Below are 15,661 nucleotides of genomic sequence, written 5' to 3'. Positions count from 1 at the left end.
GGTTACTTGCCGCGCTTCAGGCGCATGTCGGGTGCGCCCTCCACGCGCTCGCCATCGGCGCCCAGCGGGCTGAGCGTGTCGTTGTCCTCGATCGCGTACAGGCGGTCGCGTTCGGCCTTGCTACCCGGATCCAGGCGGATTTGCTTGCCGTCGGCGTCGGCCGACCAGGTGCCCTGCAGGGTGGAGGTGCCCTGCGGGCGTTCGCGGTACACGTCGGTCAGGGTGAAGCTGCCATCGGCGGCCAGTTCGAGCGTCTCGTCGATGCCGGGGCAGTCGGCGCAGGGCAGGCTGCCGTTGAACTTGCCGGCGAAGGCCTTGCTGTCGATCGCTCCCGGGCCTGGTTGCACGCCGGCCTGGGCCATCGTGGTTTCGGTGGCGACCACGGGCGTGTCGCCGGGCGCCGGTGCGGCGACCGCGGGCGCGGTGGCGGTGTCGGCAACCGGCGCCTCGCGCTGGCAGGCGGGGAGGGCGAGCGCGAGGGCGGAGAGGATTACGGCAAGGCTGGGCTTCATGGGCTGGATCCCGTGGCTGGAAAGTTGTCGGTGGAGCGTCGCGATTGCCTGCGGTCGGCGACTAGCGTCGGCCGCCGAAGATGCCGCCGAGCACGCCGCGCAGGATCTGCCGCCCGACCTGGCTGCCGACCGTGCGCGCGGCCTGCTTGGCCATCGACTCGACCATGCCCTGGCGGCGCTTGGTGCCGAACACCGCATCCTTCACCGCCTGCCCGAAACCGCCGCCGTCATCGTCGTCGGCAGTCTTCGCCGGCGGCGCGTCGGCCCGGGCGCTGGCGGCCTCGGCCTTCTTCGCCAGCATCTCGGCGGCGGAGTCGCGATCGACCGCGTTGTCGTACCTGGCGCCGACCGGGCTGCCGGCGCGTACCTGCGCGCGTTCGGCATCGGTGATCGCGCCCATGCGGCAACGCGGCGGCGCCACCAGCGTGCGCTCGACCGGCATCGGGACGCCTTTGTCCTGCAACATCGAGCACAACGCCTCGCCGACGCCGAGCTGGCCGATGGCCTTGGCCACGTCCAGCGCGGGGTTGGCGACGAAGGTCTCTGCCGCCGTGCGCACGGCCTTCTGGTCGCGCGGGGTGAAGGCGCGCAGCGCGTGCTGCACGCGATTGCCGAGCTGGCCGAGGATGTCGTCGGGCACGTCATCGGGGAACTGCGAGCAGAAGTACACGCCCACGCCCTTGGAACGGATGATCCGCACCACCTGTTCGATCCGCTGCTGCAGCGCCGGCGGCGCGTCGTCGAACAGCAGGTGCGCCTCGTCGAACACGAACACCAGCTTCGGCTTGTCGAGGTCGCCGACTTCCGGCAGCTTCTCGAACAGCTCCGACAGCAGCCACAGCAGGAAACTGGAATACAGCCGCGGCTTCAGGATCAGCTGGTCGGCGGCGAGGATGCCGATGACGCCGCGGCCGTCGTGCGTGGTGCGCATCAGGTCGGCCAGCTCCAGCGCCGGCTCGCCGAAGAAGTTCTCGGCCCCGTCCTGCGACAGCCGCAGCAGGGCGCGCTGGATCGCGCCGATCGACTGGGTGCTCACCAGTCCATATTCGGTGGAGACGTCCCGGCGCTCGTCGGCGACGAGGTTCAGCAGCGCGCGCAGGTCCTCCAAGTCGAGCAGCAGCAGGCCGCGGTCGTCGGCGAGCTTGAAGACGATGTCGAGCACGCCGGACTGGGTGTCGTTGAGCTCGAGGATCCGCGACAGCAGCAGCGGGCCCATTTCGCTGACCGTGGTGCGGATCGGGTGGCCGAGCTTGCCGTACAGGTCCCAGAAGATCGTCGGCGCGCCTTCTGCCTTGTAGTCGGCGATGCCGATCTCGGCGATCCGCGCCTGCAGCTTGTCGTTGGGCGCGCCGGCAACCGCCAACCCGGCGACATCGCCCTTGACGTCGGCCAGGAACACCGGCACGCCGATCCTGGAGAAGCCTTCGGCCAGCGTCATCAGCGTCACCGTCTTGCCGGTGCCGGTGGCGCCAGCGACCAGGCCATGGCGGTTGCCGTACCTCGGCAGCAGTTGCACCAGCCCGCTGGCGGGGGTGGTCACGGCCTTGCCGACGAGGATGGGGTCCATGCGCGATCCTTCCGGGTGTGTTGCCCCGATTCTATCGGCCCGGTCCGATTTTTCACTCCTTTGCCTTTCGGGGTCCGGCCTGCTGGAGCAGAGCGTAGCTGCTGCGCGACGGTCAGGGGTGCCGCGGCGTTTCGACGTGACATCGTGCGCTTCGTATGTGCGGGAGCGCATCGGCCCGATGAATCGGCTTCGGCCGGAGTCGCCGCCCGGCGGGCTGGGGGTGCTGCGCCCTGCTGACGACACTCTGTCTCCAGGTCGGGTCGCAGGCCCGCTCCGCGGTCCGGCCCGGCGCAGCGCGCCGGGCGTTCGCCAAGGCCGCGCGGCAGTGCCGCGCAAGCTGCCCTGGCTCACCCATGGCCTGCTCTCCGCACCCCCCAGCCCGCCGGGCGGCGACGACGCAAGCCTGTAAATTCTGGGTTTCGGCCGCTTTTTTCTTCAAGCACCGCGCAACCGTGCTGAAGCTGGTGGCCTGCTATTCGCGGGACCTTCGGCGGCATGGATGCCGCCGATGAGCCTACATGGATGTACTTGCGGCGTGTCCCGCGAATGGCGGGCCACCTGCTTCCCCACGGCGGGCCACCTGCTTCCATACCCGCATTGAAGCTGCCAGTCGCTCCGGAAGCCTCGAAGACGAGATGATGGCCCCTTCGCGCGAGTTCTTCGCGCCCGCAGGGACGCATTCACCTTCGGCGGAGAAATGAGCGTGTCGTCGCAAGGAAGTTTCCCGCAGTTGGCGGTGGAGAAACCGGGGGCAATCTGGCGCAACGTTTCGGGCGAGGGCGGTTCAGCGGCGTCGATCACGGTTGCGCTCGCGGGCGGTTGCCGGTGCGCGGCCGCGGAGGCTACCCTGCGGGTACTTCCGCTGTTGCCGCCGTGATGACTTTCCTTGCCGCTACCTGGCGCATTGCGCCGATCGCCTGCCTGTTCGCCTGCCTGGCCGTGCCCACCGACGCTGCCGCCGTTTCGCGCCGCGACCAGGCCGGCATCGACGCCATCAACGGCAGGATGGCTGCCGCCGAGGAGCGTTATCGCGCGGCGCTGGTGAAGATCGGCAACAGCGATCCGGACGGGCAGAAGGAAAGCGACGCCGCGCTGGAAGACATGGAGGATGCGGTCGCTGCGTGCGGCCAGCAGCGCGGCTGCCAGGTGTCAACCCTGCTTGCCACCTACAAGCGCCTGCTCAAGCTCGCCGCCGACGGTGAAGCCGCGGCGAGCGACAGCGACGACTTCGACGATGACATCGACCCCAACGATGCCGATCCCGACCATATCGGCACCCTGGCAGCGGATGTGCCGGAGGCCGCGCGCGCAGCGAGCCTGCTCGACGACAAGACCCACCGCTTCGACGCGATGGTGCAGTACAACCCGGCGGTGCAGGCCGGCATCCGCCGCTGGCTGACCGACATGCGCGGGCAGCTGCTGGACAGCTACGAGAACTACGAATACCTGCGCCAGGCCATGTGGCCATCGTTCGAGCGCGCCGGCCTGCCCGAGGCATTGCTGTTCGGGATCATGGCCAAGGAGTCCAACGGCAAGGTGCACGCGACCTCGCGCGCCGGCGCCGCCGGACCGATGCAATTCATGTATGCGACCGGCAAGCGCTTCGGGCTGGGCGTCGACGCCACCGGCTTCGATACCCGCTACGACCCGCGCGCCGCCGCCGAGGCCAGCGCTGCCTACCTCAACGAGCGCATGGGCCAGCTCAACAACAGCATCGAACTGGCGCTGGCGGCCTACAACGGCGGCGAAGGCCGTGCGCTGCGCGTCTACCAGGGCAGTGGCGGCCGCGGCTTCTGGAACGCCGACGTCTACGACCAGTTCCCGTCGGAAACCCAGGACTACGTGCCGATGGTGATCGCCGCGGCATGGCTGTTCCTGCACCCGCGGCAATACGGCTTGAGCTTCCCCCTGGTCAGCACGCGCTCCGAAGGCCTGCGGCTGCAGAAGCCCGGGTCGATCTACGAGCTTGCGATCTGCCTGGGCAACAGCGGGACCCGCGACGGCTACTTGCGCACGCTGCGCAACCTCAATCCCCGCTACCAGGCCGACAGCTGGCTGCCGGCGGGGACCACGCTCAACGCCACCAGCCAGATCGCCAAGCTTTACGACCGCTATTGCGTGACAGGCGCGCGCGCCACCCTGGCGCAGACGCTGATGCAGAGCGACGCAGGCACGGCGATCGTGCGCACCGGCGCGATCCAGCAACTGCCGGATGTCGCGACCACGGTGCCCACGACCGTCGCCACGGGCAGGCCGATGCCGGCGACGCCGCGCCACTACAGCGTGCAACGTGGCGAAACCCTGACCTCGATCGCGCGCAAGTTCCAGTGCAGCACCGGCGACCTGGCCGAGGCCAACAACGTCAGGGCGCCGCGCTACGCGATCCGGCCCGGGCAGCGACTGAAGCTGGAAGGCTGCCGCGCCGCGCAGTAACTGCAAGTGCCATGATCTTCAACGCGTCGCAACGCGCGGAGATGTTGCCGCTAGGCTGAGGTGAGCGTTGCCAGGCGCTGGCCGAGCTTCACCGCTGATTCCGGGGCAAGTTCCGTTGCCAATGTCGCCACGCCCCGCGGCAGCAGCACGATCACCGTGGATCCGTAATTGAAACGCGCCATCTCGGCGAAGCGCTCCAGCGCGATGCCCTCGCCGCGGTAATCCTTCACCGTCACCGGCCCGCCATATGGGGGGATCTCGACGCCGCTCCATACGGTTTCCACGCCCGATACCAGCAACGCGCCGACCATGACCACGGCCATCGGCCCGAAATCGGTGTCGAAGTGGCACACCAGCCGCTCGTTGCGTGCGAACAGCCGCGGCACGCTGCGCACTGCGTCCGGGCCCACGGAAAACAGGCGCCCGGGCACGTGCACCGTCTCGCGCAGCCTGCCGGCCCACGGCATGTGCACGCGGTGGTAGTCCTTCGGCGACAGGTACACCGTCGCGAACACGCCGCCGTCGAACAATGCCGCTGCATCGGCGTCGCCGAGCAGTTCGGCGGTGGTGAACGACTGGCCCTTGGCCTGGAAGACGCGGCCCATGCCGTCGGCATTGGCGGTGATCGCGCCGCACTGGCTGATGCGGCCGTCGGCGGGCATCAGCAATGCGCGCGGATCGGGATCGGGCGCGCGCGCGCCCGCCTTCAGCGCGCGGGTGAAGAAGGCATTGAAGCTGGCATAGGCGTGCGCATCGGGTTCGGCGGCCTCGGCCAGGTCGACGCCGAACCTGCGCACCACCGTCTCGATCAGCCACCGTTTCAGCGCAGGCATGCGTGAATACGCCAGCGCGCGCGCCAGCGACGACAGCAGGCGGTGGGGCAGGACGTAGGTCAGGGCGGTAACCGGGCTCATGCGCCTCGCGCCTCAGCGGCCGTCGTCGCGGGTCAGCGCGAGCAGGTCGGCCGCGACCGCCTGCGGATCCAGCGGCGCATCCTGGGATTGCGGAACCATGCCGGCCATGCGCGCCTGCGGGTCGAGCAGTGCCAGCGCCGCGGAATGGTCGACGCTGTACTGGTCGGGGGGTGCGCCTTCGGGAGCGGGCACCTTCATGAACACCAGCGACAGCGAGCGCGCGAAGGCCTCCAGCGCCGGCAGGTCGGCGGTCGCCGCCAGCGTGTCCTTGTGGAAGGCGTGCGCGTACTCGCCGATCCGGTCCGGGGTGTCGCGCTCGGGGTCGACCGAGACGAACAGCACCCGCGGCCGGGTGGCGTCCGGCAAGGTGGCCCACTGCTTCTGCGCCTGCGCCAGCTGCGCAAGCGTGGTCGGGCACACGTCCGGGCAATGGGTGAAGCCCAGGAACACCACGGTCCAGTGGCCCTTGAGCTCCCCCGGCACCAGCGGGGTGCCGTCGGACTGCTGCAGCGAGTACGCCGGCAACTCGCGCGGCTGTTCGAGCAGCTTGGCCACCTGCAGCCGCGGCCCGGCGACGGGTTGCGCGAACCAGCGCTGCGCGGCCCAGAGACCGAGCGCGGCCGCGAGCGCGATGACCAGGATGGTGCCGGTGGTGCGGTTGAACATGGCGATTCTTCTTCAGCCGGTACTTGAACTTCGGCCATGATAGCCGCGCCACGGCTATAATTCGCCGCCTTGCCTACGGGCGCACGCCGCGGCCGCCGCCATGACCGATGAGCTCCGCACCATCATCGACCTGATCCGCTACGGCGCCAGCCGTTTCAACGCGGCCGGGTTGACCTTCGGCCACAGCTTCGACAACGCCCTGGACGAGGCGACCCAGCTCACCCTCCACGCGCTGCACCTGCCGCACGACATCGGCCCGGCCTACGGCCAGGCGCGGGTGACGCTGGCGGAGAAGGAAGAGATCCTCGGCTTGTTCCTGCGCCGGATCGAGGAGCGCATCCCCGCGGCGTACCTCGCCGGCGAGGCCTGGTTCGCCGGCTTGTCGTTCAAGTCCGATCCGCGCGCGCTGGTGCCGCGCTCGCCGATCGCCGAACTGATCGAAACCGGCTTCGAGCCCTGGCTCGGCGGCCGCGAAGTGCGCCGCGCGCTGGACCTGTGCACCGGTTCTGGCTGCATCGCCATCGCCATGGCGCACTACAACCCGGACTGGCACGTGGATGGCGTCGACCTGTCCGACGACGCACTCGCGCTGGCGCGGGAGAACCAGGCGCGGCTGCACGCAGGCAACCTGCGGTTGCTGAAGTCCGACCTGTTCTCGGCCCTGTCGGGCGAGCATTACGACCTGATCGTCACCAATCCGCCGTACGTCACCAATGCCGAGACCGATGCGCTGCCGCGCGAATATTCGCACGAGCCCGAGCTCGGCCTGCGCGCCGGCGACGACGGCCTCGACCTGGCGCTGCAGATCCTGCGCGATGCGCCGCTGCACCTGACCGACGACGGCCTGCTGGTGTGCGAAGTCGGCGAGGCCGAGCAGGCGCTGGTGAAGCTGTTGCCGGAACTGCCGCTGGCCTGGGTCGAGTTCAAGGTCGGGCAGATGGGCGTGTTCGTCGCCGAACGCCACGACCTGGTCGCGCACAACAAGCGCATCCGCGAGCTGGCCGACGCGCGCGAGCAGGCGACCGCGCCGCGCGCCGCCGGCGGGTTGTTCTGAATCCGGCAGCGGATGAACACCTTCGGCCAGCTGTTGCGGGTCACCACCTTCGGCGAATCGCACGGGCCGGCGATCGGCTGCGTGGTCGACGGCTGCCCGCCGGGGATCGAAATCGCGCCGGCCGATTTCGCCCCCGACCTCGCGCGCCGCGCCACCGGCAAGTCGCGGCACGTCTCGGCGCGGCACGAGGACGATGCCGTCGAGATCCTGTCGGGCGTCCACGAAGGCCGCACCACCGGGACCCCGGTCGCGCTGCTGGTGCGCAACACCGATGCCCGCGGCAAGGATTACGACGCGATCGCCGGTCAGTTCCGCCCCGGCCACGCCGACTACACCTACTGGCAGAAATACGGCACCCGCGATCCACGCGGCGGCGGGCGCTCCTCGGCGCGCGAGACCACGATGCGCGTCGCCGCCGCGGTGATCGCGAAGAAGTGGCTGGCGCAGCGCCATGGCGTGCACGTGCGCGGCTACCTCGCGCAGCTCGGCGAGGTGCTGCCGCGCGCCTGCGACTGGGCGGCGGTGGAGGCCAACCCGTTCTTCTGGCCCGACGCGGCGCAGGTGCCGGAGCTGGAAAGCTACATGGATGCGCTGCGCAAGTCCGGCGATTCGGTCGGCGCGCGCGTCACCGTCGTCGCCACCGGCGTGCCGCCGGGCTGGGGCGAGCCGGTGTACGGCAAGCTCGACGCGGAGATCGCCGCGGCGATGATGTCGATCAACGCGGTCAAGGGCGTGGAGATTGGCGACGGGTTCGCCAGCGTGATGCAGCGTGGCAGCGTGCACCGCGACCAGGCGACGCCGGACGGCTTCCTCAGCAACCACGCCGGCGGCATCCTCGGCGGCATTTCCAGCGGGCAGCAGTTGCTGGTGTCGGTGGCGTTCAAGCCGACGTCCAGCCTGCGACTGCCGGCACGCGGCGTGGACATCGAGGGCAAGGCGGTGGAGGTCGTCACCACCGGTCGCCACGATCCCTGCGTCGGCATCCGCGCCACCCCGATCTGCGAGGCGATGCTGGCGCTGGTGTTGATGGACCAGGCCTTGCGGCATCGCGCGCAGTGCGGCGACGTGGGCGAGGTGTCGCCGCGCATCCCGCCACAGGCATGAAATGAATTCGTAGGAGCGGCCTGAAGCCGCGAGCTTTGAAGCGCCACCCGGGAAAGGTCTCGCGGCCATAAGCCGCTGCTACATCAACCGCAACAAGCAGGAACAAGCATGGGCAGGACATACAAGGTCGCCGTGGTCGGCGCCACCGGCGCGGTCGGCGAGGTGATGCTGTCGATCCTGGCCGAGCGCGGGTTCCCGGTCGGGGAATTGGTCGCGTTGGCCAGCGAACGCTCCGCCGGTGGCGAGGTGGCCTTCGGCAACCGCGAGATCGTGGTCCGCGACCTCGCCACCTTCGACCCGGCCGGCGTCGACATCGCGCTGTTCTCGGCAGGCGGCGCGATCTCGAGGGAATACGCGCCCCGGTTCGCCGCGGCGGGCGCCGTTGTCATCGACAATTCCTCCGCGTTCCGCCAGGACGACGACGTGCCGCTGGTGGTGGCCGAGGTCAACCCGGAGGCGGCGCGCAACCGGCCGCGCGGGATCATCGCCAATCCCAATTGCTCGACCATGCAGATGCTGGTCGCGCTGGCGCCGCTGCACCGCAGGGCGGGAATCGAGCGCATCAACGTCGCCACCTACCAGTCTGTGTCGGGCACCGGCCGGCGCGCGCTGGAGGAGCTGGGCAGGCAGACCGCGGGGCTGCTCAATTTCCAGCCGGCCGAGCCGGAGGTCTACCCGGTGCAGATCGCGTTCAACGTGATCCCGCACGGTGGCGACTTCACCGACAATGGCTACACCACCGAGGAAATGAAGCTGGTCTGGGAGACGCGCAAGATCCTCGGCGACGACGGCATCGGGGTGAACGCCACCGTGGTGCGGGTTCCGGTGTTCTACGGGCATTCGGAGGCGGTCAACATCGAAACCCGCGACAAGCTCGCCGCCGCCGACGCGCGCGCGCTGCTCGCGGCCGCGCCCGGCGTGGAGGTGGTGGACGAACCCGTCGGCGGCGGCTATCCGACGCCGGTGACCCATGCCTCGGGCAACGACCCGGTGTACGTCGGCCGCATCCGCGACGATCTTTCCCATCCACGCGGGCTCAACCTGTGGATCGTCTCGGACAACATCCGCAAGGGCGCGGCGCTGAATGCGGTGCAGATCGCCGAACTGGTCGTGGCAGAGGCCGGATGATCGCAGCGGTGGTGATTGCGGAGTGCCGCCGCGGGCGGCTAGAGTCGGGACGAAGGTTTCCCCGGGGGTGGGCGTGACCAGAAGGCCATCGATCGCGATTTCGCTGCTGCTGGCCGGCGTGCTGGCGTTGCTGGCCGGGCCGGCGCTGGCGCTCGGCCTGGGCCAGCTCACGGTCAGGTCGCAGCCCGGGCAGCCGCTGGTCGCCGAGATCCCGATCATCTCCAGCGATCCGACCGAGCTGGAGAACCTGCAGGCGCGGCTGGCCTCGCCGGACACCTTCCGCCGCGTCGGCCTGCAGCCGCCGGACACGGAAGTGTCGGGCCTGCAGTTCGCGGTCGCGCTGGACGCGCGCGGCAATCCCGTCATCCGCGTCACCAGCGCGGCGCCGCTCACGCAACCGCTGCTGACCTTCCTGCTGGAAGTGGACTGGGGCGAAGGCCGCCTGGTACGCGAATACTCCACGCTGGTCGATGCGCCGCGCACCGTGGCCGCGCCGTTGCAGCCGATCGAGGCGCCGACCGTCGCGCCGTCCAACACCATCGTGCGCGCGCCGGAAGTGGCCCCTGCGCCGGCAGCGCCGACTCCGTCGGCAACGCCGGCCGCGCCGCGGGCGCCCACGGCGATCCCGGTGCCGCCCCCGGTTGCCGCGGCGCCCGCGCCTGCGCCGGCGCCCGCGCCCACGCCGGCGGCGCCACCGCCATCCGGCGATTATGCGGTGCGCTCCGGCGACACCCTGAGCGCAATCGCCGCGGGCTTGCCGTCGGCCGGCCACAACCTCGACCAGGTCATGCTGGCGTTGCTGCGCGCCAATCCCGATGCCTTCATCGGCGACAACATCAACCGCCTGAAGGCGGGCGCGGTACTGCGCATGCCGCCGGCTGGCGAACTGTCGCGCTACAGCGCCGGTGAAGCCGCGGCGATGGTGCGCACCCAGGTCGCGCAATGGCGCCAGGCGCGCGCGCCGCAGCAACAACCCGCGGCGATCGCGGGTGCCGATGGCGACCGCACGCCCGCTACGGCCGGCAAGGGCAACGGCGCCACGACGCAGGCGCGGCTGGAAATCGTGCCGTCATCGCCCGGGCGCGGGCAGGCAGGCACACGATCCGGCATCCAGGCCGGGGGCGAGGGCGACATGCTGCGACAGCAGGAATTGCAGGAAACCAGGGAAACGCTGGCGGCGCGCGATGTCGAGGTCGGCGAACTCAAGGCCCGCGTGGCCGAGCTGGAGAAGCTGCAGCAGCAACAGCAGCAGCTGATCGCGATGAAGGACAGCGCGCTGGCCGCGGCGCAACAGAACCTGGCCAAGGCCAACACCGCGGCCACCACGGTCCCGGGGGCCAGCCAGCCGCCCGCGCAGGCGGCGGCGTCCGGCGGCAGCGCGGCCTGGGTCTGGTTCGGGCTGGCGTTGCTGCTGGCGGCCCTGGTCGGCTGGCTCTTCACCCGTCGCCGTGCCTCGACGCACAAGCCGCGGCTGTTCGATGCCGCCGAACTGGCTGCAAGCGTCCCGCCACCGGCCGCGCAGAACGCTGCCGGGCTCCGCGCCGGGCCCGAGGATCCGGCCGTGGAAGCGGCGACGCCGGACACAACCGTGATCCGGGACGACGATGGAGAAGTGGGCGACGCGGGTCCCCAGTCGCTGCCGGCCGACGTCCTGGTGCCGGGCGCCACGGCGGCGCCGCACTGGACCGCGGCACCGGCCCTGGTCGGCACCGTTCCGACCTGGCACGGCGGCGGGTCTGCCCCGGTCGCGCCGGCTGCGGCGGTAAGCGAAACCAGCGACCCGCAGCGGCAACTCGAACTCGCCCGCGCCTACCTCGATCTTGGCGACGACGATGCCGCGCGCGACCTGTTGCGCGAGGTCCTGGACGGACGCGACCCGGCCGCGCGCGAGGCTGCGGCGCGGATGCTGCGCGACCTGTGACCGGCGCGGCCGCCATGCGCGTGCCCGCGAAGCCGGCCAGGGCGTACGCCCGCAGCGGGGAATAGCCCGGATGCGCTACGCGCTGGGCGTCGAATACGACGGCAGCGGTTTTTCCGGCTGGCAGCGCCTGAACCGGCCCGGCGAACCCGAGCGCCGCAGCGAGCCGACCCTGCAGTCCGCTCTGGAACAGGCGCTGTCGTTCGTCGCCGGCCATGGCGTGGAGACCGTCTGCGCCGGGCGTACCGACGCCGGCGTGCACGCGGCCTGCCAGGTGGTGCACTTCGACAGCCACGCCATGCGCGAACCGCGTGGCTGGATGCTGGGCACGACTTCGCGCCTGCCGCCGGCGGTCTGCGTGCTGTGGTGCGTGCCGGTTGCGGACGATTTCCATGCCCGTTTTTCCGCGCGCGCGCGCCGCTACCGCTACCGCATCCTCAACCGGGCGGTGCGGCCGGCGTTGCAGCGGCAATACCTGTCGTGGGAACGCAAGCCGCTGGACGCGGACGCCATGCACCGCGCCGCGCAGGCGCTGCGGGGCGAACACGATTTTTCCGCCTTCCGCACCGTGCATTGCCAGGCCCCGCACCCACGCCGCGACCTGCAGCACATCGCGGTGCGCCGCGACGGTGCGATCGTCGAAGTCGAGGTGCAGGCCAATGCCTTCCTTCACCACATGGTGCGCAACATCGTGGGTAGTCTCTTGCCGGTGGGCCGGGGCGAAGCCGCCGAGGACTGGATCGCGCAGCTGCTGGCGGGCCGCGACCGCGCGGCGGCGGGCCCGACGGCCCCGGCGGACGGGCTCGTGTTCGTCGGTCCGCGCTATCCCGGAGAATGCGGCCTGCCCGCGGAGGTGACCCTGTGATCCCGATCCAGCTGCGCCGCACCCTGTTCCGCACCCGCATCAAGTTCTGCGGCATGACCCGCGCCGGCGACGTGCGCCTGGCCAGCGAGCTGGGGGCCGATGCGATCGGTTTCGTGTTCGCCCGCGACAGCCCACGCCAGGTGCGGCCCCCGGAGGCGCGGTCGATGCGCAACGCGCTGGCGCCGCTGGTCGATGCGGTGGCGTTGTTCATGGACAACAGCGCCGAGGAAGTGCGCGAGGCGATCAGGCAGGTGCGGCCGAGCCTGCTGCAGTTCCACGGCGCCGAGGACGACGCCTTCTGCCGCGGGTTCGGGGTGCCGTGGCTGAAGGCGGTGGCGATGGGCGACGGCCAGGCGCCCACCGCGGCGGCGTTGCAGGCGCGTTATCCGGGGGCGTCGGGCTTCCTGTTCGACGGCCATGCGCCGGGGGCCGCGGGCGGCAGTGGCGCCCGCTTCGACTGGAGCCGGCTGCCGGCCGAACTCGCCAAGCCGGTGATGCTGGCCGGCGGCCTCGACCCGGACAACGTCTTCGACGCCATCACCACGGTGCTGCCGTGGGGCGTGGACGTGTCCAGCGGGATCGAGAGCGCGCCGGGGATCAAGGACGGCGAGCGCATGCGCCGCTTCGTCGAGGAGGTCAGGCGCGCGGATTGCCACGTCGAGCACGACACCGACGCCTGACCCCGCTGGCGGCGGATGCCGCGACCCGGCTTTCCGCCTACACTGGGCGGCCCAGCGCCGCATGCGGCCGCACTCCGCCGCGCCGCCGCCCGATGAACCGTTCCTCCGCCCTCGACACCATCGCGATCGCCGAAGCCCCGGTCGACTTCCACGCCTGGCCCGATGCCAGTGGCCATTTCGGCCGCCATGGCGGGCGTTTCGTGGCCGAGACCCTGGCCGGGCCGCTGCAGGAGCTGGCCGACGCCTATGATGCCGCGCGCGCCGATCCGGCCTTCATCGCCGCCTTCGAGGACGACCTGGCGCACTACGTCGGTCGGCCAAGCCCGATCTACCACGCGCAGCGCCTGAGCCGGGAGGTCGGTGGCGCCCGCATCCTGCTCAAGCGCGAAGACCTGAACCACACCGGCGCGCACAAGATCAACAACACCATCGGCCAGGCGCTGCTCGCCGCGCGCATGGGCAAGACCCGGATCATCGCCGAAACCGGGGCCGGCCAGCACGGCGTTGCCAGTGCCACCGTGGCCGCGCGCCTGGGCCTGGAGTGCGTGGTCTACATGGGCGCCACCGACATCGCCCGCCAGCAGGTCAACGTCGACCGCATGCAGATGCTGGGCGCGACCGTGGTGCCTGTCACCAGCGGCTCGGCCACGCTCAAGGACGCGCTCAACGAGGCGATGCGCGACTGGGTCGGCAACGTCGGCGACACCTTCTACATCATCGGCACCGTCGCCGGCCCGGACCCGTACCCGCGCATGGTCCGCGACTTCAACGCCGTGGTCGGGCGCGAGGCGCGCGCGCAGATGCTGGCCGAACATGGCCGCCTGCCGGACGTGGTCACCGCCTGCGTCGGCGGCGGCAGCAACGCGATCGGCATCTTCCATGCCTTCCTCAACGACCGCGACGTGCGCCTGGTCGGCGCGGAAGCGGCGGGCGAGGGCATCGCCACGGGCCGCCATGCCGCCTCGCTGTCGGCCGGTCGCGTCGGCGTCCTGCACGGCAACCGCACTTACGTGCTGTGCGACGACGATGGCCAGATCGTCGAAACCCACTCGATTTCCGCGGGCCTGGATTACCCGGGGGTCGGCCCCGAGCATGCGTTCCTGAAGGACGCCGGGCGCGCGGAATACGTCGGGGTCGGCGACGACGAGGCCCTGGCCGCGTTTTACCAGCTGGCGCGCTGCGAAGGCATCCTGCCGGCGCTGGAATCCAGCCACGCATTGGCGCAGGCGGTGAAACTCGCGCGCGGCCTGCCGCGCGATGCCATCGTCCTGTGCAATCTCTCCGGCCGCGGCGACAAGGACGTGCACACCATCGCGGCACGCGCGAAAATCAGGCCCTGACCCACACCCCGAAACCGGGCCGACGGCCGCGGTTTCCCTTCCATTTCCACTTTCCACCCGAGGCAAGAACGTGACCGAACCGACCCAGACCCCTATCCAGACCGAAGCGCCCGGCTCCAGCGGGCTTGATCCGGCCTTCTTCACCTGCGTCAACGAATTCCTGGAACTGACCAACCGGCAGTCCAAGGTCCAGGGCTTGAAGCGCATCAGCATGGCCAGCATGTTCGCGGCAGCACGCTTCAACGCGCATGTGTACCTCGCCAACGCCGGCGCCAATGCCGCGGCCGAGCGCAAGGATTTCCTGGACTACATGAGCACCATGTACCGGCGCATGCTCAACGAACACCTGGATGGCCTCGGCGCGGAGCGCGGCATCGACGTCGGCGAGTCCGAGTTGGCAGCCGAATACGCCGCCGCGGGCTTCACCCTGCCGGGCAAGCCGCTGCCCACGGAAACCGCGAACCCGGTATCGCCGGCGGCGCCCGCCGCCGAGTGACCCGGCTCGACGCCACCTTCGCCGCCTTGCGCGCCGCTGGCCGCAAGGCGCTGGTGCCATTCGTCACGGCGGGCGACCCGGGGTTGCAGGCGACGGTTCCGGTGATGCATGCGCTGGTCGCAGCCGGCGCCGACGTGCTCGAGCTGGGCATGCCGTTCTCCGACCCGATGGCCGATGGCCCGGTGATCCAGCGCAGTTCCGAACGCGCGCTGGCCCGCGGCGCCGGTCTGGCCTACGTGCTGGACTGCGTGCGCGATTTCCGCCTGCGCGATGGCGCCACGCCGGTGGTGCTGATGGGCTATCTCAACCCGATCGAGATCCGCGGCGCCGAGGGCTTCGCCCGCGACGCGGCGGCGGCCGGCGTCGATGGCGTGCTGCTGGTGGACCTGCCGCCGGAAGAGGCCGACGACCTGCGCGCGGCTTTCGCCGGCGAGGAGCTGGCGCTGATCCTGCTGGCCGCGCCGACCACGTCGGCGGCGCGGATGCAGCGCTTGCGCGTGGATGCGCGCGGCTACCTGTATTACGTCAGTTTCGCCGGCGTGACCGGCGCCGACCGGCTCGATGCCGGGGCCGCCACGGCGCGATTGCGCGAGATCCGCGCGCTTGCCGGGGTGCCGGTGGTCGCCGGATTCGGCATCCGCGATGCGGTCGGTGCCAGGGCGATGGCGGCGGAAGCCGACGGCGTGGTCGTCGGCAGCGCGCTGGTCGCGGCGATCGCGGATGCTGGCGATGCGGCGCGCGCCGCCGCGCTCGCCGGCGAGTTCCTGGCACCGTTGCGGTCCGCCCTCGACGCCGCCTGAACCGGCCGACGCATCGGTGGCGCGGGATGCCTGCGCTAGAATCGCAGGCGCCATGCCGCAATGCGGCCGGCAACGGATCCAGCTTCGTGGCGCGCGGCCAGGCCCCGCGAGCCGCAAGGCCATCCGGATTGACAGCCGCCCTGGAACGGGAGGCGATCCCGTTCCGCGCGCGGAACGGCATGGG

The 15,661-nt window shown here is 70.9% G+C and carries 14 protein-coding genes; 10 read left to right on the top strand and 4 right to left on the bottom strand.

The features are described from left to right. Nucleotides 1-2 precede the first annotated feature (2 nt). Both MQC88_RS03545 and MQC88_RS03540 read right to left on the bottom strand, forming a co-directional pair. Nucleotides 3-512, bottom strand: coding sequence for a copper resistance protein NlpE (locus MQC88_RS03545; RefSeq protein ID WP_243319243.1), 510 nt, complete (start codon nt 510-512; stop codon nt 3-5). Between the two features lie 61 nt (nt 513-573). Next, a complete protein-coding gene (locus MQC88_RS03540) occupies nt 574-2,079 on the bottom strand; it encodes a helicase HerA-like domain-containing protein (protein ID WP_243319242.1) in 1,506 nt (501 codons plus the stop codon). Between the two features lie 876 nt (nt 2,080-2,955). On the opposite strand from MQC88_RS03540, the gene MQC88_RS03535 reads away from it, so the two are divergent. Further along, nucleotides 2,956-4,512, top strand: coding sequence for a transglycosylase SLT domain-containing protein (locus tag MQC88_RS03535; protein WP_243319241.1), 1,557 nt, complete (start codon nt 2,956-2,958; stop codon nt 4,510-4,512). A gap of 50 nt (nt 4,513-4,562) precedes the next feature. Here MQC88_RS03535 and asd read toward each other — a convergent pair whose 3' ends face one another. Both asd and MQC88_RS03525 read right to left on the bottom strand, forming a co-directional pair. Then, entirely contained in the window at nt 4,563-5,426 is an 864-nt protein-coding gene (asd, locus tag MQC88_RS03530) for an archaetidylserine decarboxylase (protein WP_243319240.1), read from the bottom strand. A 12-nt stretch (nt 5,427-5,438) separates the two neighbouring features. Further along, a complete protein-coding gene (locus MQC88_RS03525; RefSeq protein WP_243319239.1) occupies nt 5,439-6,092 on the bottom strand; it encodes an SCO family protein in 654 nt (217 codons plus the stop codon). A 100-nt stretch (nt 6,093-6,192) separates the two neighbouring features. On the opposite strand from MQC88_RS03525, the gene prmB reads away from it, so the two are divergent. From prmB to trpA, 9 genes are all read left to right on the top strand, one after another. Continuing rightward, entirely contained in the window at nt 6,193-7,146 is a 954-nt protein-coding gene (gene prmB, locus MQC88_RS03520) for a 50S ribosomal protein L3 N(5)-glutamine methyltransferase (RefSeq protein ID WP_243319238.1), read from the top strand. 12 nt (nt 7,147-7,158) lie between these two features. After that, nucleotides 7,159-8,250, top strand: a complete 1,092-nt coding sequence (gene aroC / locus MQC88_RS03515; protein ID WP_243319237.1) for a chorismate synthase — start codon at nt 7,159-7,161, stop codon at nt 8,248-8,250. Nucleotides 8,251-8,358: 108 nt separating this feature from the next. After that, nucleotides 8,359-9,378: an aspartate-semialdehyde dehydrogenase gene (locus MQC88_RS03510; protein ID WP_243319236.1), complete on the top strand. Its 1,020-nt coding sequence runs from the start codon at nt 8,359-8,361 to the stop codon at nt 9,376-9,378. A 73-nt stretch (nt 9,379-9,451) separates the two neighbouring features. Beyond that, entirely contained in the window at nt 9,452-11,299 is a 1,848-nt protein-coding gene (locus MQC88_RS03505) for a type IV pilus assembly protein FimV (RefSeq protein WP_243319235.1), read from the top strand. Between the two features lie 70 nt (nt 11,300-11,369). Beyond that, on the top strand, nt 11,370-12,161 hold the full coding sequence (truA, locus tag MQC88_RS03500) for a tRNA pseudouridine(38-40) synthase TruA (protein ID WP_243319234.1): 792 nt from the start codon (nt 11,370-11,372) through the stop codon (nt 12,159-12,161). 11 nt (nt 12,162-12,172) lie between these two features. Then, nucleotides 12,173-12,841, top strand: coding sequence for a phosphoribosylanthranilate isomerase (locus tag MQC88_RS03495; protein WP_243320254.1), 669 nt, complete (start codon nt 12,173-12,175; stop codon nt 12,839-12,841). Between the two features lie 92 nt (nt 12,842-12,933). After that, nucleotides 12,934-14,181, top strand: coding sequence for a tryptophan synthase subunit beta (gene trpB, locus MQC88_RS03490; protein WP_254713191.1), 1,248 nt, complete (start codon nt 12,934-12,936; stop codon nt 14,179-14,181). A gap of 70 nt (nt 14,182-14,251) precedes the next feature. Then, on the top strand, nt 14,252-14,677 hold the full coding sequence (locus tag MQC88_RS03485) for a DUF3144 domain-containing protein (protein WP_243319233.1): 426 nt from the start codon (nt 14,252-14,254) through the stop codon (nt 14,675-14,677). After that, on the top strand, nt 14,674-15,477 hold the full coding sequence (trpA, locus tag MQC88_RS03480) for a tryptophan synthase subunit alpha (protein ID WP_243319232.1): 804 nt from the start codon (nt 14,674-14,676) through the stop codon (nt 15,475-15,477). Before MQC88_RS03485 ends, trpA begins: the two co-directional genes overlap by 4 nt. Nucleotides 15,478-15,661 lie beyond the last annotated feature (184 nt).

The organism is Cognatiluteimonas sedimenti, from assembly GCF_022808325.1.
Lineage (GTDB): Bacteria > Pseudomonadota > Gammaproteobacteria > Xanthomonadales > Xanthomonadaceae > Cognatiluteimonas > Cognatiluteimonas sedimenti.
The sequence above is the reverse complement of the archived record's forward strand: the minus strand, read 5'-3'. Positions and strand labels throughout refer to the sequence as shown.